Source organism: Halomonas sp. HK25, from assembly GCF_047795635.1.
GTDB lineage: Bacteria > Pseudomonadota > Gammaproteobacteria > Pseudomonadales > Halomonadaceae > Halomonas.
Genome location: NZ_CP181044.1, coordinates 484,965 through 511,462 on the forward strand (window position 1 = coordinate 484,965; position 26,498 = coordinate 511,462).

Sequence of the window (26,498 nt, forward strand, 5' to 3'; positions counted from 1 at the left end):
GCCGGGGCTGAGGTGTCAGGCCGGCTCGGCAAGTCGTGCCTCGAGGATATCCAACAGTTCGCCGGGCTCCGCGGCATCGAACAGCTCGGCACGGGTGCGGGCGTTGAGGAAGCCGTGCTCCACGGTGCTGTCGAGGAAGGCCAGTAGGGGGCTGTAGAAGCCAGCGCTGTCGAGCACGCCGATGGGCTTGTCGTGGAGCCCCAGGTAGTGCCAGGTCCAGGTCTCGAAGAACTCCTCCAGGGTGCCGATGCCGCCGGGCAGCACCACGAAGGCGTCGGCGTGGGTGGCCATGCTGGCTTTGCGCTCGTGCATGTTGCGCACCCGAATCAGTTCGGTGAGGCCGCGGTGGGCCTGCTCACGCTCCACCAGGTGGTCCGGCATCACACCGATCACATCGCCCCCCTCGGCCAGGGCGGCATCCGCCAAGGCGCCCATCAGGCCAATGCGGGCCCCGCCGTAGACCAGGGTGTGGCCGCGCCGGGCCAGCTCACGCCCCAGCTCGCGGGCAGTCTCGAGGAATTGGGGGTCGTGGCCGTCCCGTGACCCCAGGTAGATGCAGAATCTTGGCATGCTCTTCTCCTTGGCAGAGGCACTTTCGCCTCCTTGCTGGGGCCTTATGCTGGCGTCACGCGTCAGCCTCCGCAAGCCCGGAAACGGCGAAGGGCGCCACATGGCGCCCTTCACGGGGTGTCGCTGGCCGTCGGCTCAGCGTGTGGCCTCGGCGTCGCGCTTCATGGCCTGGCGCAGCAGCTTGATGCCGACGCCGGTGATCACGAACATGCTGGCGATCAGGGCGAGGCTGGCAACGACATGGGTATCGACGTACATCAGGGGCTCCTTGGCGGGTGTCGAGAGTGGGGCGCTTCATGGTCAGGGGGAATGGGGTCGGGACCCTCCGGGCAGGCAGTCGGCCACGCCGTACTCGGCGTCCATCCACTGGCCGATGACGTTGTCACCGCAGAGGTGATGGGCGTACTGGGTGTGCAGGCAGCGCACCTGGTCCCAGTTGGCGATGCCTCCGATGCCGCGCTCCTTGAGCACGCTATCGTAGCCCAGCCGCATTATCTCAGCCTTTTGTGCCTCGCTCATGCAGCGCCAGCGGGCCGCCACGTAGTCGCGATGGCTTGCGTGGTAGGCGGCGAGGAACTCGGGCTCCTCCTGCAGGCGTGCCTCCAGCTGCTTGATCACGCCGACCGCCTCGATGCGCGAGATCTCCACCTTGAGCCGCTCGGAGCAGAGCCAGTAGAGAGTCGGAAAGGGCTTGCCGTCGACGATCGGCGCCATGCGCAGCACCAGCGGGATGCCTTCGCTGTCGGTGGCCGCCACGGCCTCGATGCCGCGGGGTGCACGGCCCAGCTGCGCGGTGATGATCGCCAGCTGGCGCTCGTCAGGAGTCTGATCGGTGCGGATCACCATCGTCGGGGTCCCGTAGAAACTTGTTGGACTGGCCGACGGCCAGGAAGAAGGCGCGGTTGAGCTGCTCGGGGGTGGGCGCATAGCGCCACTCCCGCTCGCAGTAGTCCGCGGCCCGGGCCATCAGCACGTCGTAGAGTCGATTGAACGGGGCATCATAATCGTAGGGGTCGGCACCGAACAAGCGGATGTGGGGATAGTCGGCGAAGCGCTCGACGAAGTAGCGGATCAGGTCAGCCTCCACGGCGCGGTGCCGGGCGACGTTGTCGGGGTCCAGCCAGAGGTCGTAGCGGATGGCCATGACCACCTCCTGTCGGGGATCGGGTGTCGGCCGAGCCGGCCATGTGATTGGGACAGCGTGGCACGTCGTTTGGCTCGCCGCTTCAGCCCCTGGCGAGCGGGGCTAGCCGTGCGCCGGTGAGGCGTGCCAGGTCGGTGGGGGCCAGGCGAATCTCCAGCCCGCGGCGTCCGCCGCTGACGTGAATCGCCGCCAGCGACTCGGCGCTCTCGTCCAGGAAGGTGGCCAGGCGGCGCTTCTGGCCCAGCGGACTGATACCACCGACCACATAGCCGGTGGCGCGCTGGGCCTCCTCGGCCTCGGCCATGGTGGCCTTGCGCGCACCGGCGGCGCGGGCCAGGGCCTTGAGGTCGAGCTGGCGCGAGACCGGCACGATGGCCACCGCCAGCCGGCCGTCATCCAGCTTCGCGAGCAGGGTCTTGAACACCTCGTCGGGGGAGAGCCCCAGCGCCCGGGCGGCCTCCTCGCCGTAGGCGGGTGTGCGCGGGTCGTGTGCGTATTCTGCCAGGGTGAAGGCGACGCCGGCCTTCTCGAGCTGCTTGACGGCCGGGGTCATGCGGCGACCGGCTCTTCCCGCACGTGTGACTCCAGCGCCTCGCGCAGTGCACCCTCGATGGGCACGGCCTTCTTGCTCTGATGGTCGAAGTGGACCATCACGGTACGGCCGATGTTGGTCATCTTGCCGTCCTGGTGGGCCTCCTGGGTCACCGTGAAGGAGCTGTTGCCCAGCCGGGAGACGTAGGTGCGGATCTCGATCTCGCTGCCGTACTGCAGCTCGGCGCGGTACTCCACCTCCATGCGGGCCATGATCAGGCGCCACTTGCGCGGGTCCAGGTCCGGGGTAAAAAGGCGGAAGAGGTCGTTGCGGGCCAGCTCGAACCAGGCCGGCAGCCGGGTGTTGTTGATATGGCCCAGGGCGTCGGTGTCGTAGAAGGCGGGCTCGACGGTGCGGGTGAACATGGCAGGGGCTCCTTGTGGTATTCGTCGCGGTGATCATCATTCAGGCAGAATAGCTTTGCCCCAAGCAAGCGCTCGGTCAAGCCTGGGGGAGGCGTCTGGTCTGCTGCCACGCCTGCAGACGTGTCCAGCCCAGCAGCCACAGGGTGGCCACGGCGAAGCCGGCGAGGGTACCGAGGCCAAGCCCCAGCACCGGGTAGGCCAACGACACGCAGAGGGTGTAGCTGAGCAGCGAGCCGAGCCCCGCCGGGTAGTGCTTGATCACCGTGGCCACCGGGCCGGGCCCGTGGGTCAGGTGCAGGATCACCAGGAAGGGATACATGGTGACCGGGAAGGCGGCCATCACGCCGGCCCAGGCCGGGGGCAGGAAGTGAGCCATGCCGGTGATCGCGAAGATGATCGCGGCGGCGAGCAGGGCGCGCACGCCCAGCGCCGCCCAGGAGAAGCGCCCCGAGGGGCGCGCAGCGCTGTCCGGCACCCGCCGGTAGAGCCAGGTGAAGAGCAGGATGGCGGCCAGGGTGGTGAGGGTGCCGGTGATACGATCGAACTCCACCCGGGTGAGCAGCAGGCTCACCGCCAGGAAGGCGGCCAGGCCCGCCGCGGTGCCGGCCATCACACCGGGCAGGCCTGGGCGGCGCCCGGCCAGCAGGTAGCCACCGCCCAGCGCCAGGGTGGCGGTGAAGCCGGCCAGGGTGTGCACCGCGCTCTCGGCGGCGAAGCCCGTGGAGAGCTCCAGGCCGATGAAGAACAGCGCGATGGCGGTGCCCAGGGGGTAGCCGGCCATCAGCCCTGCGACGCGCGGGCTGACGCGCACGGCGATGGCGCCGAGACCCAGCACCATGCCGATCGATATCGCCAGCTTGGCAAACTGCCAGCTCAGGGGGACGTCCATTGGGTGATCCTTGTTGTTCTGTGATGGCTGTGTCGAGGGCGGCTGGCTAGATCAGCCGCAGGCCCTGGCGGTCCAGCCAGGCGGCCTTGAGGGGCGCGGTCAGCGGCCCGTGCAGGTGGGCGGGCAGGGCGGCCTCGGCGCTCTCGTGGTCGGCGAAGTCACGGTTGCGCAGCCAGCAGTAGGCCCAGGCGCAGGCCTCGTCGTCGCTTTTCGGGAGCGGCCGGGCGGGCATCTGCACCAGCAGGAAGGTGGCGGTGCGAGCCGCCCACAGCGGAATCTCTTCGCCGGCCTCCGGCTCGGCCCAGGCCGCCAGGGTGGCGCCGTCCGGGGTGGCCTCCGGCTGGCCCAGCTTGGCGACGCGGGCGGTCTCGGCCAGGATCAGCGCCAGGCGGTCGGCGTCGCCCTGACCCAGTGCCCGCCACTGGTCGATCAGCGCGGGCAGTCCGCGGCGAACCTTGGCATAGAAGCCGTCCTGGGGCATGGTCTTGGTCATGGTTTCCTGGCCTTGATGAGGAGTGAGACATGGCGTTCGATTTTGCCACGCCCGTGGCGCGGCGGCACCCGTCGGGCGGGCGTCCTCCCGACGGGCCATCCGACTGGCCGTCCGATTGGCCATCCCAGAAGTGGCACCGCTACGGCGACGAGGTGCTGCCGATGTGGGTGGCCGACATGGACTTCGTCTCGCCCCCGGCGGTGCTCGAGGCGCTGCACGCCCGGGTCGACCATGGGGTGTTCGGCTATGGCCTGGTACCGGATTCACTGCGCGAGACACTGTGCGCCTGGAGCGAGCGCCACTACGGCTGGCGCATCGAGCCCGACTGGCAGCTGTGGCTGCCCGGGGTAGTGCCAGCGCTTCACCTGGCCAGCCTGGCGCTGACCGAGCCGGGCGACGGCGTGCTCACCGTGACACCCATCTACCCGCCCTTCCTGCGGGTGGCCGAACGCACCGGACGTACGCCCCAGCAGGCGGCGATGGCAGAGCCCGCGGCCCCAGGCGAGCCCTGGCGGCTCGACCTCGCGGCGCTGGAAGCGGCGATCACCCCGCGCACACGGCTGCTGCTGTGGTGCCATCCCCACAACCCCACTGGTCGGGTCTGGACCCGCGACGAGCTGGCCGGCCTGGCCGAGTTGGTGGCGCGCCACGACCTCTTCGTGGTCTCCGACGAGCTGCACTGTGACCTGCTGCTGGACCAAGGCGCCCGGCACGTGCCGCTGGCGGCGGCCTTTCCCGAGCTGGCGTCACGCACCCTGACCCTCTGGGCGCCCTCCAAGACCTTCAACCTGGCGGGGCTGACCACCGCCTGTGCGGTGGTCCCCGACCCGGCGCTGCGCCGACGCTTCGCCGCCGTGGCCAAGGGGCTGACGCCGGACGGCAACGTGCTGGGGCTGGTGGCCGCCGAGGCGGCCTACGCCGAGGGCGAGCCCTGGCGCCAGGCGCTGCTCGAGGTGCTGCGCGGCCATCGCCGGTCGCTCAGCGAGCGGGTGGCGCGCTGGCCGGGGGTGGCCATGAGCGCGCCCGAGTCTACCTACCTGGCCTGGCTCGACCTGCGCGGTGCGCCATCGCTGAAGGGCGAGGCCTCGCCCCGGCAGGCGCTGCTCCAGTGCGCGGGGGTGGCGCTCTCCGACGGTGCCGACTTCGGCACACCTGGGTTCGCCCGGCTCAACTTTGGCACCACGGCGATCCAGCTGGAGGCCGCCCTGGGGCGGCTGGATGCTGTGCTTTGTGGGTGAGTGGTGAGTGGTACCACTCACAAGCGCGTAGCGTGCTCACAATTCACAAGCGAAGCGCTCACCAGCGCGTAGCGCGTTTCAGTAAAGCAGGGCGAAGAGCTTGCGACGGTAGGTGACCGTCAGGGGGTGGTCGGCGCCCAGGGCATCGAAGACCCGCAGCAGGGTCTTGCGGGCGGCATCGTCGCCGTAGGCGCGATCGGCCTTCATCAGCGCCAGCAGGGCGTCGAGGCCGGTCTCGTAGTCGCCGTCGGCCACCCGGCGCAGGGCGCGCAGGTACTGCGCCTCGCTGTCGTCGCGCTCGCCGAGTGCGGCAAGTGCCTCGGCATCGGGGGCCTCCTCGCCGAACTCGATGCTGGCGCGCACGCCGCGGGCCGGGGGCGCGTCGCGCTCCTCCGGGGGCAGGTTGTCGAGCAGGGCGCGGGCGTCCGCGGCGCTGCCTTCGGCGACCAGGGCCCGGGCCAGCTCCACCTGATAGGGGTAGTGCTGGGGGTTCTGCTTCACCAGCTCCTCATAGAGGGCGCGAGCGGTGGCGGCATCGCCGGCGGCCAGGGCCTCGGCGGCCTGCTCCTCGGGGCTGGCCGGGGCGTCCTCCGGGGCCGGGAAGTAGCGGCCCAGCCACTCGCGGACCTGCTTCTCGGGCAGTGCCCCCTGGAAATGGTCGACCAGGCCGCCCTGGCTGATCAGCTTGACGTCGGGCACCGAACGCACGCCGAGCTGGGCGGCGATCTCCTGGTTCTCGTCGATATTGAGCTTGGCCAGGATGAAGGCGCCCTGGTATTCGCGGGCCAGCTTCTCCAGCACCGGCATCAGGTTCTTGCAGGGCTCGGACCCGGGGGCCCAGCAGTCGAGCAGCACCGGCACCTGCATGGAGAGCTCCAGCAGCTGCTGGATATTGCTGGCGTCGGCGTCGACGATCACCTCGGGTGCCTCGCCGGCGGGGGCGGGGGCTGGATCGCTGGCGCCAGCAGGCGTGTCGGCGGCGAGGGGCTCACCGGTGCGCGGATCGACGATGGGCATGGTTGGGGTTCCCGGAGCTGAGTGGATTTCCAGAGGAGATGCGGGTGACGACGGGCGTATTCAAGGGGAGGGGCGCGATGGGGATCCTGCTGCGGCTGCTGGCCGGACTGGTACTGCTGCTCTCGCTGCTGCTGGCGGGACCGCTGTGGATGCTAGCCACCAATGAGGTGGCGGCCGGTGGACACTGGGCCTCGGCGGGGCGCGAGCCGGCGGGGCTGGCGCCGGCGCCGGCCGAGGCGCCGGAGGCGGTCGTGCAGCTCTATGCCGCTCGCGCCTGGGGGTGGCGGGGCGCCTTCGGCGTGCACACCTGGATCGCCACACGGGAGGCCGGCGCCGAGCGGTGGCGTCTGCATCACGTGATGAGCTGGCGGCGTCCGGCGCGGGTCAGCGAGACTGCCTCCACCCCCGACCGCGCCTGGTACGGCAGCGCCCCAGCGCTGCTGGCGGACTACCGCGGCGCGCCCGCCGAGAGACTGATCCCGGCCATCGAGGCGGCAGTGGCGGCCTATCCCGCCCCGCAAGCCTACCGCGCCTGGCCGGGCCCCAACAGCAACACCTTTACCGCCTGGGTGGTGCGCGAGGTGCCGGGGCTCGAGGCGGTGCTGCCGGTGACCGCGGTGGGCAAGGACTACCTGCTCGACGGCCCCCTGGCGATGGCGCCGGGGGGTCGCGGCCTGACCGCCTCCCTGGGCGGCGTGTTTGGCCTTACCCTGGGCGTCGACGAGGGGGTGGAACTGAACCTGCTGGGTCTGGTCGTGGGGATCGACCTGCGCCGCCCCGCGCTCAAGCTGCCCGGCGTGGAGCGCCTGGGCATGGCCCCCCTGGTCAAGGGGGCGAGTGGCGAGGCCCCTGTGGAGCCCTGACTCAACCGTTCGTGCCAACGCAAGCGGCCCCGCCAGAGGGCGGGGCCGCTTACCTGTCAGGCCGGGCGCTTGTCACTCAGTTGCACCGCTCGATCTATCACGCCGATCCGTCACGCCGATCAATCACGGTACTCATCGATGCTCGGGCAGGAGCAGATCAGCTGGCGGTCACCGAAGACGTTGTCGACCCGGTTCACCGCCGGCCAGTACTTGGCCGCCCGGGTCGCCGCGGTGGGGAAGGCGGCCAGCGCGCGGGCGTAGGGGCGTTCCCAGGCCTCGTCCATCAGGTCGGCCTGGGTGTGCGGGGCGTTGACCAGCGGGTTGTCGTCGGCCGGCCAGTCACCGGCCTCGACCCGGCGGATCTCCTCGCGGATGGCGATCATGGCGTCGCAGAAGCGGTCGATCTCGTAGCGCGATTCCGATTCGGTGGGCTCGATCATCAGCGTGCCGGGCACCGGGAAGGACATGGTCGGGGCGTGGAAGCCGTAGTCCATCAGGCGCTTGGCGATGTCCTCCTCGCTGATCCCGGACGCCGCCTTGAGCGGGCGGATATCGATGATGCACTCGTGGGCCACGCTGCCGTTCTCGCCGCGGTAGAGCACCGGGTAGTGCTCGCCGAGCCGGGCGGCGACGTAGTTGGCGTTGAGGATGGCCAGCTCGGTGGCCTCGCGCAGGCCGCGCGCGCCCATCATCTTGATGTAGGCCCAGGAGATCGGCAGGATCGACGCCGAGCCGAAGGCCGCCGCCGAGACCGCGCCGCAGTCGGCGTTGACGCCGGCGATGGGCGTCACCACGTGGTTCGACACGAAGGGCGCCAGGTGCGCCTTGACGCCGATGGGGCCCATGCCCGGGCCGCCGCCGCCGTGGGGGATGCAGAAGGTCTTGTGCAGGTTGAGGTGGGAGACGTCGCCGCCGAAGTCGCCGGGGCGGGCCAGGCCCACCTGGGCGTTCATGTTGGCGCCATCCACGTAGACCTGGCCGCCGTGCTCGTGGACGATCGCGCACACCTCGCGCACGTTGGTCTCGAACACCCCGTGGGTGGAGGGGTAGGTGATCATGATCGCCGAGAGCGCCTCGCGGTGCGCCGCGGCCTTGGCGCGCAGGTCGTCGGTGTCGATGTTGCCCAGGGCGTCGCACTCCACCACCACCACCTTGAGGCCGACCATGGCCGCCGAGGCCGGGTTGGTGCCGTGGGCGGAGCTGGGGATCAGGCAGACGTCGCGGTGGCCCTCGCCGATGGCCGCCTGGTAGCGGCGGATGGCGATCAGCCCGGCGTACTCGCCCTGGGCGCCGGAGTTGGGCTGCATGGAGATATGGTCATAGCCGGTGATCTCCACCAGGAAGGCGGCGAGCTCGTCGATCATCTGCTGGTAGCCGGCCACCTGGTCGCGGGGCACGAAGGGGTGGATCTCGGCGAACTCCGGCCAGGTGATGGGGATCATCTCGCTGGTGGCGTTGAGCTTCATGGTGCACGAGCCCAGCGGGATCATCGCATGAGTCAGCGACAGGTCCTTGTTCTCGAGGCGCTTGAGGTAACGCAGCATCTCGGTCTCGCTGCGGTAGCGGGTGAAGGTCGGGTGGGTCAGGAAGTCGCTCTCGCGCCGGCACGCCGTCGGAATGCCGCTGGCACCCTCGGCCAGGGCGCGCTCGTCCAGGGCGCCGACGGCGAGGCCATGCTCCTCGCCCAGCAGCACGTCGAACAGCACGTCGAGATCACGGGCGGTGGTGGTCTCGTCGAGGCTCACGCCGACGTCGCCGTCGGCGAAGTAGCGCAGGTTGATCTCGCGGGTCAGGGCGCGGCCGTGCAGCTTGCCGGCGTCCACCCCGGTCAGGCGCAGGGTGTCGAACCAGCTGTCGTGGACCAGCCGAACGCCCTTGTCCTGGAGGCCCAGGGCCAGGAGCGTGGTCAGGCGATGGATGCGCCCGGCGATGGTGCGCAGGCCCTCGGCGCCGTGGTAGACGGCATAGAAGCCGGCGAGGTTGGCCAGCAGCGCCTGGGCGGTGCAGATGTTGGAGGTGGCCTTCTCGCGGCGGATATGCTGCTCGCGGGTCTGCATCGCCATGCGCAGCGCCTGGCCGCCACGGCTGTCCTGGGAGACGCCGATGATGCGCCCCGGGATCGACCGCTTGAGCTTGTCGGTGGTGGCGAAGAAGGCCGCGTGGGGCCCGCCGAAGCCCATCGGCACGCCGAAGCGCTGGGTGGTGCCGATGACGATGTCGGCGCCCAGCGCGCCCGGTTCCTTGAGCAGCACCAGGCCCATGAGGTCGGCGGCCACGCAGGTCATGATGCCGCGCTCCCGCGCGGCAATGAGCAGCGGCGCCAGGTCGTGGACCCGGCCGCTCTCGCCGGGGTACTGCAGCAGCGCCCCGAAGGCGTCCACCTCGGCGAGCTGCTCGGCCGGCGCCACCACCAGCTCGAAGCCGAAGTAGGCCGCGCGGGTGCGCACCACGTCCAGGGTCTGGGGCAGCACATCGTCGGCGACGAAGAACACCTCGCTCTTGGCCTTCTTGTTGGCGCGATGGCACAGCGCCATGGCCTCGGCGGCCGCGGTCGCCTCATCCAGCAGCGAGGCGTTGGCCAGCTCCATGCCGGTCAGGTCCATGACCATCTGCTGGAAGTTGAGCAGCCCCTCCAGGCGCCCCTGGGAGATCTCCGGCTGGTAGGGGGTGTAGGCGGTGTACCAGCCCGGGTTCTCCAGCACGTTGCGCTGGATCACCGGCGGCAGGTGGGTGCCGTGATAGCCCTGACCGATATAGCTCTTGAACACGCGGTTCTGGCGCGCCAGGCGCTGGAGGTAGTCGAGCGCCTCGGCCTCGCTCCTGGGCGGGTCCAGCGCGAGCTCGCGGCCCAGGCGGATATCCGCGGGCACGGTGCGCTCGATCAGCGCCGAGAGGCTCTCCACCCCGAGGGTGGCCAGCATGGCCGTCACGTCCGCCTCGCGGGGGCCGTTGTGGCGTTGCAGGAAGTCATCGTGGGCGGCCAGGTCGGCCAGGTCGGCCAGGCGGCGAGTGTCGATCGGCATGGGGGCACCGTAGCGTGGGTCAGGGCCGTCGCGGGGACGACGCGGGAACGGGGATCAAGGCCCCGGCCAGGGCGGCCGGGGCCTACGGGTAATCGCAGCGGGCTCAGACATCGGGCCCAGTCGTCGGGCTGAGTCGTCGGGCTTAGTCGTCAGATTGGGCCACGGCGGCGTAGCCGTCGGCGTCGAGCAGGTCGTCGAGCTGGGCGCTGTCGTCCAGGCGCACCTTCATCACCCAGCCGCCCTCGTAGGGCGCCTCGTTGACGGTCTCGGGGGCGTCCTCGAGGGCCTCGTTGACGGCGATGACCTCGCCGGCCACCGGGGCATAGAGGTCGGAGGCGGCCTTGACCGACTCGATCACCCCGAACTCCTCCTTGAGGGCGAGGGTACGGCCCACCTCGGGCAGCTCCACGAAGACCACGTCGCCCAGCGCTTCCTGGGCGTGGTCGCTGATGCCGATGGTGACGGTGCCGTCACCGTTGTCGAGGACCCATTCGTGGCTGTCGGCGTAGCGCAGGTTGGCGGGAATTGAGCTCATGAGAGTTTCCTATACGAAATTTATTTCAACAGCCATGATCCTAGGGCGATTCGGCGCCGCCGCCAAGCTCTTGGTTTATTCATTTTTCGAATAAATGAATCGTTTTAAATGCCAAGTGCTTTCTGCGTCACTCCGGATCCCCGTAATCGTTATAAAAAACAGAAGACTACTTGCAGGGGCGCGGTGCTGTTCGGCGCCATGGTCGTCACGGCCCGCCAGGAAGGGAAAGGTTTCCAGTGCGCGCCTATTGTTTCCTATAAGAAATCTGGTCTAGTCTGGTGACACACGAGCGGGCCCGTCGCCTCGATGCCACGACGGCGATCACCTGCCCGACACCCATGATCCGCAAGCAGAGGCCGCCGCGATGAGCCAACTGAAACGCACCCCACTTTATGACCTTCATGTTGAACAGGGCGCCCGACTGGTGCCCTTCGCCGGCTATGAGATGCCGGTGCAGTACCCGCAGGGCGTCAAGAAAGAGCACGAGCATACCCGCGCCGCCTGTGGCCTGTTTGATGTTTCCCACATGGGTCAGCTGCTGCTGCGCGGCCCCGCGCCGGCCGCGGCGCTGGAGACCCTGGTGCCGGCGGACATTCTCGGCCTGCCAGAGGGAATGCAGCGCTATGCCCTCTTCACCAGCGAAGAGGGCGGGATTCTCGATGACCTGATGGTGGTCAACGCCGGCGACCACCTCTATCTGGTAGTCAACGCCGCCTGCAAGGAGCAGGACATCGCCCACCTGCGCGCGCACCTGCCTGAAGGCCACGAGATCGAGGAGCTCGACCGCGGCCTGATCGCCCTGCAGGGGCCCCAGGCCGCCAAGGTGATGCAGCGGCTCTGCCCCGAGGCCTGCGAGATGGTCTTCATGCAGCATCGCCACCTCACCATCGACGGCATTCCGGTGTGGATCAGCCGCAGCGGCTATACCGGTGAGGATGGCTTCGAGATCTCGGTCGCCGCCGACCGGAGCGAGGCCCTGGCGCGCCGCCTGCTGGCGGAGAGCGAGGTGGCGGCGATCGGCCTGGGCGCGCGGGACTCGCTGCGCCTGGAGGCCGGGCTCTGCCTTTACGGCCATGATATCGATACCGGCACCACGCCCGTCGAGGCGGGCCTGATCTGGGCCATCGGCAAGCCGCGCCGCCATGGCGGCGAGCGCCCCGGCGGCTTCCCCGGCGCCGACCGGATCCTCCACCAGGTGGAGGCCAAGGACCACAGCAGCAAGCGGGTCGGCCTGCTCGGCGAAGGGCGCGCCCCGGTGCGGGAGGGCACCGAGCTGTACGACGCCGAGGGCAACCTGATCGGCATCGTCACCTCCGGCGGCTTCGGCCCCAGCGTGGGCAAGCCGGTGGCCCTGGGCTATGTGCCCGTCGCCCATGCCGAGGTCGGCACCACGGTGCATGCCGAGGTGCGCGGCAAGCGCCTGCCGATGGTGGTGAGCAAGACGCCCTTCGTCACGCCCGGTTACTACCGCGGCAAGTGAGTTCCCCACAAGCTCCCTCAACAACCGACAAGAGGAACCGGTCATGTCACTTCAGCACCTGCAGGACTTCGATAGCGAACTGTTCAAGGCGATCCGTGAGGAGGAGCGGCGCCAGGAGGCGCACGTCGAGCTGATCGCCTCGGAGAACTACGCCAGCCGGGCCGTCATGGAGGCCCAGGGCACCCAGCTGACCAACAAGTACGCCGAGGGCTACCCGGGCAAGCGCTACTACGGCGGCTGCGAGTTCGTGGACAAGGTGGAGGCGCTGGCCATTCGTCGTGCCTGCGACCTGTTCGGTGCCGACTATGCCAATGTCCAGCCCCACTCCGGCGCCCAGGCCAACGCCGCCGCCTTCATGGCGCTGGTCAAGCCGGGCGACACCATCCTCGGCATGAGCCTCGATCACGGCGGCCACCTGACCCATGGTGCGGCCCCCAACTTCTCCGGCAAGCACTACCACGCTGTGCAGTACGGCCTGGTTGAGGCCACCGGCGAGATCGACTATGCCGAGGTCGAGCGGCTGGCCCGCGAGCACCGCCCCAAGCTGATCATTGCCGGCTTCTCCGCCTACTCCCGGGTGGTGGACTGGGCGCGCTTCCGCACCATCGCCGACGAGGTGGGGGCCTGGCTGCTGGTCGACATGGCCCATGTGGCGGGCCTGGTGGCGGCCGGTCTCTACCCCAGCCCGCTGCCCCACGCCCATGTGGTGACCACCACCACCCACAAGACGCTGCGCGGGCCCCGCGGCGGCCTGATCCTCTCCGCCGCCGGCGATGAGGCGCTGCACAAGAAGCTCAACGGCGCGGTCTTCCCCGGCCAGCAGGGCGGTCCGCTGATGCACGTGATCGCCGCCAAGGCGGTGGCCTTCAAGGAGGCCATGAGCCAGGAATTCGTCCAGTACCAGCAGCGCGTCATCGACAATGCCCGCGCCATGGCCGGGATGTTCCTGGAGCGCGGCTACGACGTGGTCTCCGGTGGCACCGACGATCACCTCTTCCTGGTCTCGCTGATCAAGCAGGGCGTGACCGGCAAGGACGCCGATGCGGCGCTGGGGCGTGCCCATATCACCGTCAACAAGAACGCCGTGCCGAGCGACCCGCAGAGCCCCTTCGTTACCTCCGGATTGCGCATCGGCACGCCGGCGGCAACCACCCGCGGCTTCGGGGTCGGGGAGTGCGAGGCATTGGCGGGCTGGATCTGCGACCTTCTCGATGCTCTCGCTGCCGGTGATGACACCGCCAGCCTCGAGGAGGTCGTGCGCGGCAAGGTCACCGCGCTCTGTGAGGCCTATCCTGTCTATGTATGACGCTCGTCAGATCGCACGGTCGAGGGCGATCGTGGGTCAAAGAGAGTCAAGTGGGTTTACACAACAAGGCAGTCAGCAAGGTGGTACAGCATGTCAATCAGCGTTTTCGACCTGTTCAAGATCGGTATCGGGCCGTCGAGCTCTCACACCGTGGGCCCCATGCGGGCCGCCCATGACTTCGTCGGCGAGCTGAAAGCGCATGACCTGTTGACGCGGGTGGCGCGCCTCGAGGTGCAGCTATTCGGCTCGCTCTCCGCTACCGGTATCGGCCATGGCACCGACCGGGCGGTGATCATGGGGCTGATGGGCGAGCGACCGGATCATATCGACCCCGCCATCATCGGCCCCTGCATCGAGGAAGTCCGCGAGTCCGAGGCGCTGCACCTGGACAGCCACCACAGCGTGCCCTTCCTGTGGGCCCGCGACATGCAGCTGCTCGAGGAGAGCCTGCCGCACCACCCCAACGCCATGCGGCTGATCGCCCACGGCCACGGGGGCGAGCTCCATCGCAACACCTACTATTCGGTGGGCGGCGGCTTCGTCATCGACGCGGCCCAGGCCGAGCGGGGCGAACTCGATACCGATACCACCCAGCTGCCCTACGACTTCCAGACCGGCGACGAGCTGATGCGCATGTGCCGGGAAAACGGCCTGCGCATCAGCGAGCTGATGCTGGAGAACGAGAAGGCGTGGCGCAGCGAGGCGGAGATTCGCGACGGCCTGCTGACGATCTGGGCGGCCATGCAGGCCTGCGTCAGGAAGGGCATGGAAGCCGAGGGCGTGCTGCCCGGCGGTCTCAACGTCAAGCGCCGCGCCAAGACCCTGTACCAGCGCATGCTGGCCAGCGAGGATGACCACTCGCTGATCGCCTCCACCATGTCGGCCATGGACTGGGTCAACCTCTATGCGCTGGCGGTCAACGAGGAGAACGCCGCCGCCGGGCGCATGGTCACCGCCCCCACCAACGGCGCGGCGGGCATCATCCCGGCGGTGCTGCACTACTATATGCAGTTCCGCCAGGGCGCCGACGAGCGCGACGTGGTGGACTTCCTGCTCACCGCCGGGGCCGTGGGGGTCCTGTGCAAGAAGAACGCCTCGATCTCCGGTGCCGAGGTGGGCTGCCAGGGCGAGGTGGGCTCCGCCTGTGCCATGGCCGCGGCGGGCCTCACCGAGGTGATGGGCGGCAGCGTGGGTCAGGTGGAGAATGCCGCCGAGATTGGCCTGGAGCACAACCTGGGGCTGACCTGCGACCCGGTGGGGGGGCTGGTGCAGGTCCCCTGCATCGAGCGCAATGCCATCGCCTCGGTGAAGGCGATCAACGCCGCCCAGATGGCGCTGCGCGGCGACGGCGAGCACTTCATCTCCCTGGACAAGGTGATCCGCACCATGCGCGACACCGGGGCCGACATGCAGGCGAAGTACAAGGAGACCTCGATGGGCGGGCTCGCCGTCAACGCCATCGAGTGCTGAGCGAGCGCGCCAGCGGCCCGTAACAAGTCAGTGTCCCGTCACAACAAGAAGGCTGGCTCCGAGAGGAGCCAGCCTTCTTTCTTTCAGGTCGCTATTTCGGGTCACCCTGTCAGGTCATCAGGCCAGCCAGGCCAGGGCGCCCGCCGCCATGGCCTCGATGCCGGTGCGCAGGGTCACGGCGTTGCCCGGGAAGTAGTAGGGGGAATGCGGCATCTCCAGGTGGCGCATCTTCTCGGACACGGTCGCCCCCGGCGTCTCGGCCCAGCGCTCCGCCGGGGTGGCGCCGATAAACCAGTACACATAGGGGATATCCTCACCGCCGAAGCCACCGGCTTCGGCATTGCCGAAGAACGGAAAGTCCTCGCTGCCGTTGAGCCGCGGCATGGCGTAGAGGCTGGCCTCACCGAAGTGCTCGGCGTGGGCGCGGCGGACATGCTCCACCGCCGTCGGGTCATTGTGCAGGGCGATGGTTTCGTTGAGCACCCGGAACTCCGGCGGCGTCGGCGAGCGCCCGGCCTCGCATTCGGCGCGGATGATGCGCTCGATGGCGTCCACCACCCGGGCGTGCAGGGCGTTGTCGAAGCTGCGGATATTGATCTCGAGCTCCGCCGAATGGGGGATGATGTTGGCCTGGGTGCCGGCATGCAGCTTGCCGACGGTGACCACCACGGTCTCCTCCGGCGGCACCTCCCGAGAGACGATGGTCTGCAGGCGAGTCACCACATGGGCGGCGATCACCACCGGGTCCACGGTCTGGGCGGGCATGGAGCCGTGTCCGCCGGCGCCGTGAATCGTCACCGCCAGGTTGGTGCAGGCGGCCATGGCGCCGCCGGCGATATGGCCGACGCTGCCCGCCAGGGCCGGCATGTTGTGCTGGCCGAGGAGCACGTCCGGCCGGCCGAAGCGCTCGTAGAGTCCGTCGTCGAGCATGGCCCGGGCGCCGCCGAAGATCTCCTCGGCGGGCTGGCAGACCAGCATCAGGGTGCCGCTCCAGTGGTCCCGAAGCCCGGCCATCACGCCGGCGGCGCCGACCACGCAGCTGCTGTGCAGGTCGTGGCCGCAGGCGTGCATCAGTGGCACCTCGGTGCCGTCCGCGGCGATGGCGGTCTCGCGGCTGGCGAAGTCCAGGCCGGTGTCCTCCTTGATCGGCAGCGCATCCATATCGCCGCGCAGCATCACCGTGGGGCCCTCACCGTTCTTCAGCAGGGCCACCACGCCGGTGCCGCCCACGCTGCGGGTCACCTCATAGCCGAGCCCCTCGAGGGCCTCGGCGAGTCGCGCGCTGGTCTTGTGCTCCTGGAAGGGCAGTTCGGGGGTCTGGTGCAGCTGGCGATAGAGCGCCTGGACATCGTCGAGCGTTGCCTCTACCTGGGCGCCGATGGCGCCCTTGAGATCCTCGTGATGGGTCAGGGTTGTCATCATGGCCTCCATGGCACTCATTGAGGGGTGGTGTCGGACAGGGGCTGTCCGCTGGGGACCGGGTGGAAGAGCCGCTGCCAGGCCGCCACGACGCCCACGTTGAGCAGCATGGCCCAGACGCCGGCGTGCCAGCCCAGCGGCGAGCCGAAGGCAAACTCCATCAGCAGGTAGGCCACGCTGCCCACCAGGGCACCGGCCATGACACTGGCGCGACGCAGCCGCGGCAGGAACAGCGCGCCGAGTACCATCGGGAACAGCTGGACGATCAGCCCATAGGCGCCGAGCAGCAGCAGTACCAGCGAGGCGGGATTGGCCAGGGCGAACAGGTAGGCGATCAGCGACAGGCCCAGCACGCTCCAGCGCGTTGCGCTGACCACCGTCTTGTCGCTGGCGCCCTTCATCAGGGTGGGGCCGACCACGTCGCGCACCAGTACGATGGCCGCGGTATGGGCCAGGTTGGCGCCGGTGGACATGGCCGCCGCCAGGGCACCGGAGAGCATCAGGCCGATGACCCAGGGCGAGAAGTTGGCCACGTCCATGACCATGCGCAGCAGCACGGTGTCGGAGCGCACCAGGGGCTCGTCGGCAAACACCAGGATGCCGGCGAAGCCGATGAACAGCAGCGGTACCAGCAGGTAGGCGTAGAGCGGATAGAAGACACTGACCTTGCGCAGGGTCTTGCCGCTGTCGGCCGAGTAGAACTTCATGAACAGGTGCGGCCACATGGCGCCGCCGAAGGCGCTGACCAGTACCGCGGTGCTGAAGTAGCCCCAGTTCATGCCGGTGGCCCCGGGCATGGTCAGGTACTCGGGCATGGTCAGCTGGATCTGGCTGAACATCTCGCCCACGCCGCCGTAGAGGCGCTCGGAGATCGACAGGCCCAGGAACCAGGCGATGGCGATCATCATGATGCCCTGTACCAGGTTGGTCCAGCCGATGCCGCTCAGGCCGCTGCAGAAGACGTAGGCGGCCACTACCACGAAGGCCAGCAGGGCACCCAGCCAGAAGGGGATCAGGCCGTCGGTGGCGGCCTGGAACAACAGCCCGGCCCCGGCGATCTGGATGGTCAGGTAGGGCACCAGGGCCAGCACGCCGATCACCCCGGCGAGAATGCCCAGCGGCTTGCTCTGGTAGTGGTCGGCGATCATGTCGCCCTGGGTCAGGTAGCCCTTCTGGCGCCCCAGCTCCGCGACCCGCGGCCCCATGGCCCAGATGGTGATCGGCACCAGCGACAGGTAGGCGAGGATGTAGAAGGCCGGCGCACCGTGCTGGTAGCTCCAGCCCGGCGCCCCCAGGAAGGCGAAGGCGGAGAAGATCTCGGCGCCGAGGATGAAGAACAGGATCACCACGCCCACGTGGCGGCCGCCGGCGACATAGCCTTCGAGGCTGGAGTTCTCCTGGCCACGGGCCCGCAGGCCCACCCAGAGCACCATGGCGAGATAGGTGAGGGTGATACCGATGACGATCAGGGAATCAGTCATGGCGGCCACCTCCGTGACGAACCATGAAGGCCACCCACATGCCGGCGAACAGCACCAGCATCCACAGGATGTACCAGAAGAACAGGAAGGGGAGCCCGAGGACGGTGGGCTCGATGCGGTTGGCGATCAGGGCGCCGGGCCAGATCATGGCCAGGGTGCACACGGCAAAGTGCAGCCCCGTCAGCAGGTGGTAGGTCTTGTTCATGGTGAGGGTCCAACTCGCACAGGGCGAGACTTGTTGTGGGTTGTCCGCTCACTATGGGACAGCAAGATCGATAGCAAAAATATGGCTTTCGCATGGTTGCCATGCCTTTTTGATATGGCTACTGTCGTGCTATACCCTTCAGGACCCAGGGAGGCGACCCATGGAGTTCCGCCAGCTCAGCTATTTCGTGGCCGTGATGGAGACCGGCTCGATCTCGGCCGCCAGCCGGCGGGTGCACGTGGCCCAGCCGGCGCTGACCCGCCAGATTCGACTATTGGAGGAGGACCTGGGCACTCGACTGCTGGTGCGGCATGCCCGCGGGGTGCAACCGACGGTGGCCGGCAGGGCGCTCTTCGAGGAGGCGGTTCAGCTGCTTGATACCCGGACCCGCATCAGGTCGCGGCTCTCGGCGCTGGGCAAGGGATTGGTCGGCAGGGTGAGCCTGGGGGTGACGGTGACCCACCTGTGGGTGCCGGAGGTGGCCGCCCTGCTGAGGCGCTATCGCGATCGCTATCCGCAGGTCGCCTTCGAGGTCTTCCCGCTGCTCTCGGGCCCTCAGCTGGAGCGCCTGCGGGAGGGTAGCCTGGACATTGGTATCCTCTATCTGGATAGCGCCGAGCAGCCGGGCCTGGTTACCCGACCACTCCAGCATGACCATCTGATGCTCGCCGTACCGGAAGCATCGCGCTGGGCGGCCTCGCCGCCGAGCCGCCTGTCGGAGCTCGCGGATGCCGATTTCGTATGGGGCTTTCGCAGCGTCTCTCCGGTCTACTATGACCGCGTGATGGCCCACTTCGCCCGCCTGCAGTTCGAGCCGCGGGTGGTGCAGTACGGGGCCGACAACATCACCATCCTCAGCATGGTGGCGGCCGGCCTCGGCCTCGCTATTGTGCCTGCCGCCAGCAGCTGGCACCCCATGCCGGGGGTTCGTTACCTGCACCTGGACGAGCTGATTCGCTGCGATATGCCGCTGTGGATGGCCTGGCGGGAGACGAACGACTCCCCCGCGCTGCATAACCTGGTGTCGCTGGTGGACGGCTGTTTCGGCGAGCAGGGGGAGGGGTGAGCGAGTGCGACGCTAGACCGGCAGCAGGCCGAAGTGGGTCAGCAGCCAGATCATCAGGCTGATGGTCACGAAGGAGGCCAGGGTGCTGGCCATCAGGCCCGCGGCGCTGACGTCGCCCTGGCCGTAGTTCTGGCCGAGCAGCGGGTAGACGCTGATCATCGGTGCACAGGCGAACAGCAGGGCACCGGCGATCAGCAGCGGGTCGGGGTCCGGCAGCAGCAGGAAGACACCGAGTACCGCCAGCGGATGGAGCAGCAGCTTGCCCAGCACCACCTGGCTAACATCCAGGGCCATGCCGCGCACCTTGAGCCCGTAGAGCATGCCGCCGATGGTGAACAGCGCCGCGGGGCCGGCGGCCTCCGCCAGCATGTTGATGGCCTGGGCCAGCGGGCCGGGAAGACGCAGGCCGCTCAGCGCCAGGGCGATGCCGATCAGCAGCCCGATCAGCACCGGGTTTCGGGTCAGGCGCGCGAAGGTCTGACGTACCACCGGGCCCAGGCCGTTCCCATTCTGGCGGCTGGCCTCGGCCAGGATCAGCGCCGTAGGGATGATGATCAGCGTCTCCACCACCATGTTCAGCGCCATGAAGATGGCCGCCGGTGGGCCGATGGCCATCAGCGCCACGGGGTAGCCGATGAAGCCGCTGTTGGACGCCGACATCCCCAGGGCGTGGATAGCCCCGGCATCCAGGCGCTTGCCGCGCAGCCCCACGGAGAGCACCAGGCCGATCGCGAAGACCGCCAGCGAGCCCAGCCCATAGGCCAGCAGGTAGGTGGGGTTGAAGACCTCCGCCAGCGGATAGTCGGTCAGGGCGCGGATGATCAGCGAGGGCAGCGCCAGGTACATGACGAAGGTGCCCACGCCCTGCATGTTGTCGCGGCTCATCAGCCGCGAGGCGGAGGCGGTGAAGCCGGCGCCGATCAGCAGGAAGATCGGCAGGGTTATGGCCAGTATCTCCAGCACGGTGTTGCCTTCCTTGGATGTAGGGGAGTGGGCTCAGCTGATGCTGGTGCGAATGAGCCGTGACTTCTCCTGCAGCAGGGGCAGGTATTGGCGAATCAGGGTCTCGAAATCGACTCGGGCGGCGTTGGTGCTGATATTGATGGCGCCCAGCAGCTTGCCGTTGGCGTCGAAGGCCGGCACCGCGATGGAGCGCAGGCCGGAGTCGAGCTCCTGGTCCGCGATGGCATAGCCCTGCTGGCGCACCTCGAGGAGGCACTCGCGCAGCTTGGCCTTGTCGGTGATGGTCTTGTCGGTGTGGCGGGTCAGCGTCACCCGGGCGAGCCAGGCGTCGAGTTCGTCATCGGGCAGCTGGGCCAGCAGCACGCGGCCGATCGAGGTATGCGCCGCCGGCAGGCGGGTGCCCACCGACAGGGTGATGGCCATCAGGCGGTGGCGCGATGAGGAGCGCGCCACATAGGTGACCTCGTCGCCGTCCAGCACGCCCAGGGAGGAGGATTCCCCCGATTCACTGGTGATCTCCTCGAGCACCTGCTGGATCACACTGCGATAGTCGTTGGCCGACAGAAACGCGTAGCCCAGCTGCAGCACCTTGGGCGCCAGCTCGAAGACGCGCTGCTGCTTGCGCACGTAGCCCAGGGCATGCAGGGTCAGCAGGAAGCGTCGGGCGCGGGCGCGGTTCATGCCGGTGCGCGCGGCCACCTCACTCAGCGTCATGCGCGGGTGCGCCTCGTCGAAGGCCAGGATCACCTCTAGGCCGCTGGCCAGGGCGGTAACGAAGTCGCGGTCCTCGGGGGTCAATACTTCATCCTGTACTGCGGTTGCCATCCGGTGATGTCCTTGAACGAGTTGCTCGGATCCAACCCCCAATCTAGCATAGTGTTCGAACTCCGAACACTTGTTCGACTTTTGGCTAGCGCCCCGCTGGCCCTTGATTGCCTGGAGATCCTGCATGCCCGCCACCCTGATCCAGCACCCCTTCATGAGCCAGCGCGCGCTGGCCGAGTGCAATGCCGACGCGATGGTCCAGGCCATGCTGGCCTTCGAGTTGGCCCTGGCCGAGGTTCAGGAGGCCCACGGTGCGGTGCCCGAGGAAGTGAGTGGGCAGATGCGTCATCTCCTCGAGGCACACCGCTTCGAGCTCGATGCTATCGCCGCCGGCATCGCCAGCGGCGGCAATGCCGCCATCCCCTTCGTCAAGCAGGGCAAGGCGGCGCTGCCCGACGCGCTCAAGCGCTACTTCCACCAGGGGGCCACCAGTCAGGACGTGGTGGACTCGGCCCTGATGCTGCTCCTCAAGCCGCGCCTGGCGGCCCTGGATGCCCTGCTGGTGCGCTGTCGCACCGCCGCCATGGCGCTGATGGAGGCCCATGGCGAGACGGTGATGGTGGGGCGCACCCTGATGCAGCAGGCCCTGCCGATCACCTTCGGGGTCAAGGTGGCCCACTGGGCCATCGGCCTGGAGCAGGCGCGCCGCCGCCTGGCCGGGGTCGAGCTGCCGGTACAGTTCGGCGGCGCCGTGGGAGTGCACTCTGGTTTAGACGGGCCGGGCCGGGACGACATGGGCCTCGCCTTCATGGACGCCCTGGCCGAACGGCTGGACCTGAGTGCGCCCGTGCTGCCCTGGCATACCGACCGCCAGCCGATCCACGCTCTGGGCACGGCGCTGGATGCCGCGGCCGGTGCCGCCGAGAAGCTGGCCCTTGACGTGGCCCTGTTGACCCAGACCGAGGTGGGCGAGGTGGCCGAGCCCTCGGCCCCCGGCATGGGGGAGTCCTCCTCCATGCCTCACAAGCGCAACCCGGTACGCTGCGCGCTGATCCGCGGGGCGGCCCGCCAGGTGCATGGCCACGCCACGGTGCTGCTCAACGCCGCCGCCCAGCCGCTGGAGCGTGGCCTCGGGGAGTGGCATGCCGAGTGGGCGCCGCTGGTCGACAGCGCCCTGCTGCTGGAGGGCGCCCTGGAGCAGGCGGCGGTGCTGCTCGAGGGGCTGGAGGTGCATCCGGAGGCGATGCGCCGCAACCTGGCCGCCACCGGCGGCGGCATCATGGCCGAGCCGGTGGCGAAGCTGCTGGCGCCGACCCTGGGGCCGGATGCCGCCAAGCGGGTCAGCGCCGAGGCCGCCGAGACGGCACGCCGGCAAGGTATTCCCTACGCCGCGGCGCTCAATGCCCACCCCGAGTTGCAGGGCCAGTTGGACCCCGAGGCGGTGGCCCGTGTTACCGACCCATCATTATACCTTGGTAGCAGTCGGCGCCAGCTGCAGCGCGCCCTGGTCTGGCTGAGGGGCGAATAATCGCCTGATAAATCGACTTCTTGCGGGGTCATGTGATCAGGGGAGGTCGAGCCTCCCCTTTTTCATGGGCGTCTGGCACCAATTGACGGCCGAGGGCGACGGGAGTAAATTGTTCGTATTGCAAATCAATGTTCGATATACGAACTATCCCGACTTTGTTGCCGGGAGCGCGCCCCATGGCCAGGATCATCGGCATGGCCAACGTCGGCGGGGGCAGGATATTGCTACCTTGATTGAACGGGTATAACCGGAGAGAGACCATGGCATTTCTGAACATCAACGGGCGCAGCGTCGCCTATCGCCTGCTCGGCAGCGAGGCCAACCCGCTGGTGGTGCTGGCACACCCCCTGGGCATGAGCCAGGCGGTATGGGACGACGTCCTGCCGGCGCTGTTACTGCGCTACCGGGTGCTGACCTGGGACCTGCCCGGCCACGGCGCCAGCCAGGCCTGGGGCGAGGGCCCGATCGCCCCGGCCGACCTGGCCGCAGACGCCCTGGCCCTGGCCGATCATGCCGGTGCCGCCCGCTTCCACTTCGCCGGCACCTCCATCGGCGGCGTGGTGGGCCAGCAGCTGATCAGTGAGCACGCCGAGCGCCTGCTTTCCGCCACCCTGACCAACACCGGGGCGGTGATCGGCAACCCCGAACTGTGGAACACCCGCGCCGGCCGCATTCGTCAGGAAGGCCTGGCGGCGATGGCCGAGGAGATCGTCCCCCGCTGGTTTGCCCCGGCCTGCTTCGAGGCCGAGCCGGCGCTCAAGACGGGCTGGTGCACCCAGATGGGCCGCGGCGACGACGACTCCTACGCCAAACTGTGCGAGATGCTGGGCAGCCATGTCTTCACCGGCAAGCTTTCCGGCAAGCCGGTGAAGGTGCAGCTGATGGGCGGCAGCGAGGATATGGCCACCCCGCCGGCGACCCTCGAGGCTCTGGCCGCCGAACTCGACGGCGCGGCCCTCGAGATCCTTGAAAGCGTTGGCCACGTGCCCTCCGTGGAGGTGCCGGCGCTGTTCGCCGAGAAGCTGCTGGCGGTGATGGCGGTGGATCTGGGCGACGTGGGCGCCAGGGGCGTGGACTACGCCACCGGCCTGGCGACCCGCCAGCAGGTGCTGGGTGAAGAGCACGTGGCGCGCTCCACCGAGAACGCCACCCGCCTGGATGCCCCCTTCCAGCAGATGATTACCCGCCTGGCCTGGGGTGAGCTGTGGAGCAACGATGACCTGACTCGCCGCGAGCGCAGCATGATCACTACCGGCATCCTGGCGGCCCTGGGTCGCGAGGAGCTCTCGCTGCATCTCAAGACCGCCAAGCGCATCGGCCTCAGCGAGGCGGAGTTGCGCCAGGTGCTGATGCACGTGGCCATCTATGGCGGCGTGCCGGCGGCCAACCACGCCTTCGCCCTGGCCAAGGAGCTGGGCTGGGGCGAGTAACGTCGATCAGCCCGGTAGCCCGTCGGCAGGAGATCTGAATGCTCAGTGCCCGGATCAAGCTGCGTCATCTGCAGGCCTTTCTGGAGGTGGCGCGCCAGCGCAGCTTCGCGCGTGCCGCCGAGCGCCTGGCGATTACCCAGCCGGGCATGTCCAAGACTATCCGTGAGCTCGAGGAGACCCTGGGGGCCAGCCTGTTCGAGCGCACGCCCAAGGGGGTCGCCCTGACCCAGGCCGGCCTGACCCTGTTGCGTCATGCAGGGCCCGCGCTGCGCGCCCTGGAGGAGGGCATCGGGGCCATCGGGGAGGGGAAGGGTGGCACTGGCCGGCTGCGGGTGGGGGCGCTCTCCACCGTGGAGAGCCGGCTGCTGCCCGAGGCGCTTCGGCGCTGGCATGCCGAGGGGTCGGAGCACGCCGACGTGGGGGTGAACGTGGTCACCGGCCCCAGCGCCTTCCTGCTCTCCCGCCTGCGTCGCGGTGAGGTGGACCTGGTGGTGGGACGCATGACCGAGGCGCGAGAGATCCAGGATCTGGCCTTCGAGCATCTCTGTTATGAACGACTGGTGCTGATGGTCCGGGCCGGCCACCCGCTGGCCGGTGTGAGCGAGCTGTCTCCCGAGTCGCTGGGCGCCTACCCCTGGGTGCTGCCGCCCCCCGAGACCACGTTGCGGCAGCAGGTGGACAGCTTCTGCGTGCGCCACTCCCTGAGCCTGCCGTCGCGACGGCTGGAGACCCTCTCGCTGCCGCTGAGCCGGGCCTATGCGCTGGGCAGTGATGCCATCTGGGTGGCACCCGAGGAGGCCGTGGGCGAGAGCGTGGCGGCGGGACAGCTCTGCGAGCTTTCGCTGTCGCTGGAGCAGCAGGGGGGCTCGGTGGGGCTCTGCCTCAATGCCACCCTGCGGCCCTCGCTGGCGTTGGAGGCCTTCTGCGAGCGGCTCAGGCAGGTGGCGGCTAGTCTGAAATGAAGGTGCCAATGGTTCATAACCTAGAGGTTATGGCTACGGGGGAAGACGTCAATAGGCGCGGTGCCGACAAGTCGCGACACTGATCCAGATCAAGCAAGCTCAGGTCAATCATCCACCCCGGAGACGATCATCATGCAGAACGACAGCAAACGTTTCGTTGAACGCGACCGCAACTGGCATCCGCCGGCCTACGCCCCCGGCTACAAGACCTCCGTGGCCCGTTCGCCACAGCAGGCGCTGGTCAGCATGCAGAAGCCCACGGTGTCGGAGCTCTCCGGTCCCGATTTCCGCCATCTGGGTATGGGCCCCCACGACAACGACCTGCTGCTCAACTTTCGCCAGGATCAGAGCCAGGGGCTTCCCCAGGGCGAGCGCATCATCATGTTCGGCCGCGTGGTCGACCAGTACGGCAAGCCGGTACCCCATACCCTGGTGGAGATGTGGCAGGCCAACGCCGGCGGCCGCTATCGCCACAAGAATGACCGCTACCTGGCGCCGCTGGACCCCAATTTCGGCGGTGTGGGCCGCTGCCTGACCGATGATCAGGGCTGGTACCGCTTCCGCACCATCAAGCCGGGCCCCTACCCCTGGCCCAACGACATGAACAGCTGGCGCCCGTCCCACATTCACGTTTCGGTGATGGGCCCGTCGATCTCCACCCGCCTGATCACCCAGATGTACTTCGAGGGCGATCCGTTGATTCCGCTGTGCCCCATCGTCCACACCCTCAGGGATCCCGAGGCTGTCGAGACCATGATCGGTCGCCTGGACATGGCCCGCAGCAACCCTATGGACTGCCTGGCCTATCGCTTCGACCTGGTGGTGCGCGGCGAACTGCAGACCTATTTCGAAAACCAGTGATCGCTTCGAAGACCCGTAACCGGTTCGAGAATCAGTGACAGGATGGGGACCCCAACCATGAAACAGCCCAACACCATGCCCAGCAGCGAGCTGATGCTGCGCGAGACCGCCTCCCAGACCGCCGGGCCCTACGTGCATATCGGCCTTGCCCTGGCCGCCGCCGGCAACCCGACCCGCGCCGAGGAGATCTGGAACGAGATGGCCCGGCCCGAGGCCGAAGGCGAGCAGATCGAGGTCGTCGGCACCGTGATCGACGGCAACGGCGACCTGGTGCGTGACGCCTTTCTCGAGGCCTGGCAGGCCGACAGCCGCGGCGAGCACCAGCACGAGTTCGACCTGAAGAAGCCGTTCAACAGCTTCGGGCGCACCGCGACCACCTTCGACCATGGCAGCGAATGGTCGCTGAAGACCATCAAGCCGGGGCCGGTGGCTCATGCCAGCGGGCAGCCCCAGGCGCCGCACATCAACCTGACGATCTTCGCGCGGGGGGTCAACATCCACCTGCAGACCCGTCTCTACTTCGAGGACGAGGCCGAGGCCAACGACAAGTGCCCGGTGCTCACCCGCATCGAGTCGCCGACTCGCCGCCAGACCCTGATTGCCCGGCGCGAGGAGGCCGACGGCAAGGTGCGCTATCGCCTCGACATTCGCCTGCAGGGCGAGGGTGAAACGGTCTTCTTCGACTTCTGACCTGGCGCCCTGGCTCCAGGGCTCCGGTCATCCGTGCCGCCCCCCCCGGGGCGGCGTTCGGCGTTGTTGACGCCGAGCACTAGCCACGGGGGGAGATCCCCCTGATGATAAAGCGCCACGGTACCGTTTCGGTACAAAGAGAG

27 protein-coding genes are annotated in these 26,498 nt (G+C 68.5%); 11 read left to right on the forward strand and 16 right to left on the reverse strand.

Annotated elements, in window-relative coordinates; all coding sequences use genetic code 11:
* Nucleotides 1–15: 15 nt before the first annotated feature.
* The 8 genes from ACM26W_RS02390 to ACM26W_RS02425 all read right to left on the reverse strand — a co-directional run bounded on the left by ACM26W_RS02390 (nucleotide 16) and on the right by ACM26W_RS02425 (nucleotide 4,041).
* Complete coding sequence (locus ACM26W_RS02390) at nucleotides 16–570, reverse strand: TIGR00730 family Rossman fold protein (RefSeq protein WP_416139279.1); 555 nt, start codon at nucleotides 568–570, stop codon at nucleotides 16–18.
* Nucleotides 571–705: 135 nt separating this feature from the next.
* Complete coding sequence (locus ACM26W_RS02395; protein ID WP_416139280.1) at nucleotides 706–828, reverse strand: hypothetical protein; 123 nt, start codon at nucleotides 826–828, stop codon at nucleotides 706–708.
* Between the two features lie 42 nt (nucleotides 829–870).
* The gene (locus ACM26W_RS02400) at nucleotides 871–1,416 is read right to left on the reverse strand and encodes a DUF501 domain-containing protein (RefSeq protein ID WP_416139281.1); all 546 of its coding nucleotides are present in this window, start codon (nucleotides 1,414–1,416) and stop codon (nucleotides 871–873) included.
* Nucleotides 1,388–1,714 (reverse strand): hypothetical protein, encoded by a 327-nt coding sequence (locus ACM26W_RS02405; protein WP_119023727.1) that lies wholly within the window; start codon nucleotides 1,712–1,714, stop codon nucleotides 1,388–1,390. The genes ACM26W_RS02400 and ACM26W_RS02405 overlap by 29 nt, the downstream gene beginning before the upstream one ends.
* Before the next feature lie 82 nt (nucleotides 1,715–1,796).
* Nucleotides 1,797–2,267, reverse strand: a complete 471-nt coding sequence (gene ybaK / locus ACM26W_RS02410) for a Cys-tRNA(Pro) deacylase (RefSeq protein WP_416139282.1) — start codon at nucleotides 2,265–2,267, stop codon at nucleotides 1,797–1,799.
* Entirely contained in the window at nucleotides 2,264–2,671 is a 408-nt protein-coding gene (locus tag ACM26W_RS02415) for an acyl-CoA thioesterase (RefSeq protein WP_416139283.1), read from the reverse strand. Before ACM26W_RS02415 ends, ybaK begins: the two co-directional genes overlap by 4 nt.
* A gap of 76 nt (nucleotides 2,672–2,747) precedes the next feature.
* Nucleotides 2,748–3,560: a hypothetical protein gene (locus ACM26W_RS02420; protein WP_416139284.1), complete on the reverse strand. Its 813-nt coding sequence runs from the start codon at nucleotides 3,558–3,560 to the stop codon at nucleotides 2,748–2,750.
* A gap of 46 nt (nucleotides 3,561–3,606) precedes the next feature.
* Nucleotides 3,607–4,041, reverse strand: a complete 435-nt coding sequence (locus tag ACM26W_RS02425) for a hypothetical protein (RefSeq protein ID WP_416140798.1) — start codon at nucleotides 4,039–4,041, stop codon at nucleotides 3,607–3,609.
* 41 nt (nucleotides 4,042–4,082) lie between these two features.
* Here ACM26W_RS02425 and ACM26W_RS02430 point away from each other — a divergent pair, with 41 nt between their 5' ends.
* Complete coding sequence (locus ACM26W_RS02430) at nucleotides 4,083–5,291, forward strand: MalY/PatB family protein (protein ID WP_416139285.1); 1,209 nt, start codon at nucleotides 4,083–4,085, stop codon at nucleotides 5,289–5,291.
* 78 nt (nucleotides 5,292–5,369) lie between these two features.
* On the opposite strand, the gene ACM26W_RS02435 is transcribed toward ACM26W_RS02430, so the two are convergent.
* Nucleotides 5,370–6,308: a tetratricopeptide repeat protein gene (locus ACM26W_RS02435; protein ID WP_416139286.1), complete on the reverse strand. Its 939-nt coding sequence runs from the start codon at nucleotides 6,306–6,308 to the stop codon at nucleotides 5,370–5,372.
* A gap of 77 nt (nucleotides 6,309–6,385) precedes the next feature.
* Here ACM26W_RS02435 and ACM26W_RS02440 point away from each other — a divergent pair, with 77 nt between their 5' ends.
* On the forward strand, nucleotides 6,386–7,171 hold the full coding sequence (locus tag ACM26W_RS02440; protein ID WP_416139287.1) for a DUF3750 domain-containing protein: 786 nt from the start codon (nucleotides 6,386–6,388) through the stop codon (nucleotides 7,169–7,171).
* A 119-nt stretch (nucleotides 7,172–7,290) separates the two neighbouring features.
* Here ACM26W_RS02440 and gcvP read toward each other — a convergent pair whose 3' ends face one another.
* Nucleotides 7,291–10,194: an aminomethyl-transferring glycine dehydrogenase gene (gene gcvP / locus ACM26W_RS02445; protein ID WP_416139288.1), complete on the reverse strand. Its 2,904-nt coding sequence runs from the start codon at nucleotides 10,192–10,194 to the stop codon at nucleotides 7,291–7,293.
* A 142-nt stretch (nucleotides 10,195–10,336) separates the two neighbouring features.
* Nucleotides 10,337–10,729, reverse strand: coding sequence for a glycine cleavage system protein GcvH (gene gcvH / locus ACM26W_RS02450; protein WP_416139289.1), 393 nt, complete (start codon nucleotides 10,727–10,729; stop codon nucleotides 10,337–10,339).
* 364 nt (nucleotides 10,730–11,093) lie between these two features.
* Between gcvH and gcvT the strand changes: the two genes are divergently transcribed.
* The 3 genes from gcvT (at nucleotide 11,094) to ACM26W_RS02465 (ending at nucleotide 14,985) form a co-directional block, all read left to right on the forward strand.
* The gene (gene gcvT, locus ACM26W_RS02455; RefSeq protein ID WP_416139290.1) at nucleotides 11,094–12,209 is read left to right on the forward strand and encodes a glycine cleavage system aminomethyltransferase GcvT; all 1,116 of its coding nucleotides are present in this window, start codon (nucleotides 11,094–11,096) and stop codon (nucleotides 12,207–12,209) included.
* A gap of 43 nt (nucleotides 12,210–12,252) precedes the next feature.
* Nucleotides 12,253–13,515: a serine hydroxymethyltransferase gene (gene glyA, locus ACM26W_RS02460; RefSeq protein ID WP_416139291.1), complete on the forward strand. Its 1,263-nt coding sequence runs from the start codon at nucleotides 12,253–12,255 to the stop codon at nucleotides 13,513–13,515.
* Between the two features lie 90 nt (nucleotides 13,516–13,605).
* A complete protein-coding gene (locus tag ACM26W_RS02465) occupies nucleotides 13,606–14,985 on the forward strand; it encodes an L-serine ammonia-lyase (RefSeq protein ID WP_416139292.1) in 1,380 nt (459 codons plus the stop codon).
* A 117-nt stretch (nucleotides 14,986–15,102) separates the two neighbouring features.
* Here ACM26W_RS02465 and ACM26W_RS02470 read toward each other — a convergent pair whose 3' ends face one another.
* The 3 genes from ACM26W_RS02470 to ACM26W_RS02480 are packed head-to-tail and all read right to left on the reverse strand — an operon-like array spanning nucleotide 15,103 to nucleotide 18,090.
* Nucleotides 15,103–16,407 carry an amidohydrolase gene (locus tag ACM26W_RS02470; protein WP_416139293.1) on the reverse strand — a complete coding sequence of 435 codons (1,305 nt, stop codon included), beginning with the start codon at nucleotides 16,405–16,407 and terminating at the stop codon, nucleotides 15,103–15,105.
* A gap of 14 nt (nucleotides 16,408–16,421) precedes the next feature.
* Nucleotides 16,422–17,885, reverse strand: coding sequence for a sodium:solute symporter family protein (locus tag ACM26W_RS02475; protein ID WP_416139294.1), 1,464 nt, complete (start codon nucleotides 17,883–17,885; stop codon nucleotides 16,422–16,424).
* A complete protein-coding gene (locus tag ACM26W_RS02480) occupies nucleotides 17,878–18,090 on the reverse strand; it encodes a hypothetical protein (protein ID WP_416139295.1) in 213 nt (70 codons plus the stop codon). The genes ACM26W_RS02475 and ACM26W_RS02480 overlap by 8 nt, the downstream gene beginning before the upstream one ends.
* 160 nt (nucleotides 18,091–18,250) lie before the next feature.
* On the opposite strand from ACM26W_RS02480, the gene ACM26W_RS02485 reads away from it, so the two are divergent.
* A complete protein-coding gene (locus tag ACM26W_RS02485; protein WP_416139296.1) occupies nucleotides 18,251–19,156 on the forward strand; it encodes a LysR family transcriptional regulator in 906 nt (301 codons plus the stop codon).
* Between the two features lie 12 nt (nucleotides 19,157–19,168).
* Here the strand turns inward: ACM26W_RS02485 and ACM26W_RS02490 are convergent, their stop codons facing one another.
* Both ACM26W_RS02490 and ACM26W_RS02495 read right to left on the reverse strand, forming a co-directional pair.
* Nucleotides 19,169–20,119 (reverse strand): AEC family transporter, encoded by a 951-nt coding sequence (locus tag ACM26W_RS02490; protein ID WP_416139297.1) that lies wholly within the window; start codon nucleotides 20,117–20,119, stop codon nucleotides 19,169–19,171.
* 33 nt (nucleotides 20,120–20,152) lie between these two features.
* Nucleotides 20,153–20,944: an IclR family transcriptional regulator domain-containing protein gene (locus ACM26W_RS02495; protein WP_416139298.1), complete on the reverse strand. Its 792-nt coding sequence runs from the start codon at nucleotides 20,942–20,944 to the stop codon at nucleotides 20,153–20,155.
* 124 nt (nucleotides 20,945–21,068) lie between these two features.
* Between ACM26W_RS02495 and ACM26W_RS02500 the strand changes: the two genes are divergently transcribed.
* The 5 genes from ACM26W_RS02500 to pcaG all read left to right on the forward strand — a co-directional run bounded on the left by ACM26W_RS02500 (nucleotide 21,069) and on the right by pcaG (nucleotide 26,355).
* Entirely contained in the window at nucleotides 21,069–22,412 is a 1,344-nt protein-coding gene (locus ACM26W_RS02500; RefSeq protein WP_416139299.1) for an adenylosuccinate lyase family protein, read from the forward strand.
* 260 nt (nucleotides 22,413–22,672) lie between these two features.
* A complete protein-coding gene (locus ACM26W_RS02505; RefSeq protein WP_416139300.1) occupies nucleotides 22,673–23,842 on the forward strand; it encodes an alpha/beta fold hydrolase in 1,170 nt (389 codons plus the stop codon).
* Between the two features lie 38 nt (nucleotides 23,843–23,880).
* Nucleotides 23,881–24,804, forward strand: coding sequence for a pca operon transcription factor PcaQ (pcaQ, locus tag ACM26W_RS02510; protein ID WP_416139301.1), 924 nt, complete (start codon nucleotides 23,881–23,883; stop codon nucleotides 24,802–24,804).
* A 132-nt stretch (nucleotides 24,805–24,936) separates the two neighbouring features.
* Nucleotides 24,937–25,665, forward strand: coding sequence for a protocatechuate 3,4-dioxygenase subunit beta (pcaH, locus tag ACM26W_RS02515; protein WP_416139302.1), 729 nt, complete (start codon nucleotides 24,937–24,939; stop codon nucleotides 25,663–25,665).
* Between the two features lie 57 nt (nucleotides 25,666–25,722).
* Nucleotides 25,723–26,355, forward strand: coding sequence for a protocatechuate 3,4-dioxygenase subunit alpha (gene pcaG / locus ACM26W_RS02520; protein ID WP_416139303.1), 633 nt, complete (start codon nucleotides 25,723–25,725; stop codon nucleotides 26,353–26,355).
* The last annotated feature ends 143 nt before the right edge of the window (nucleotides 26,356–26,498 follow it).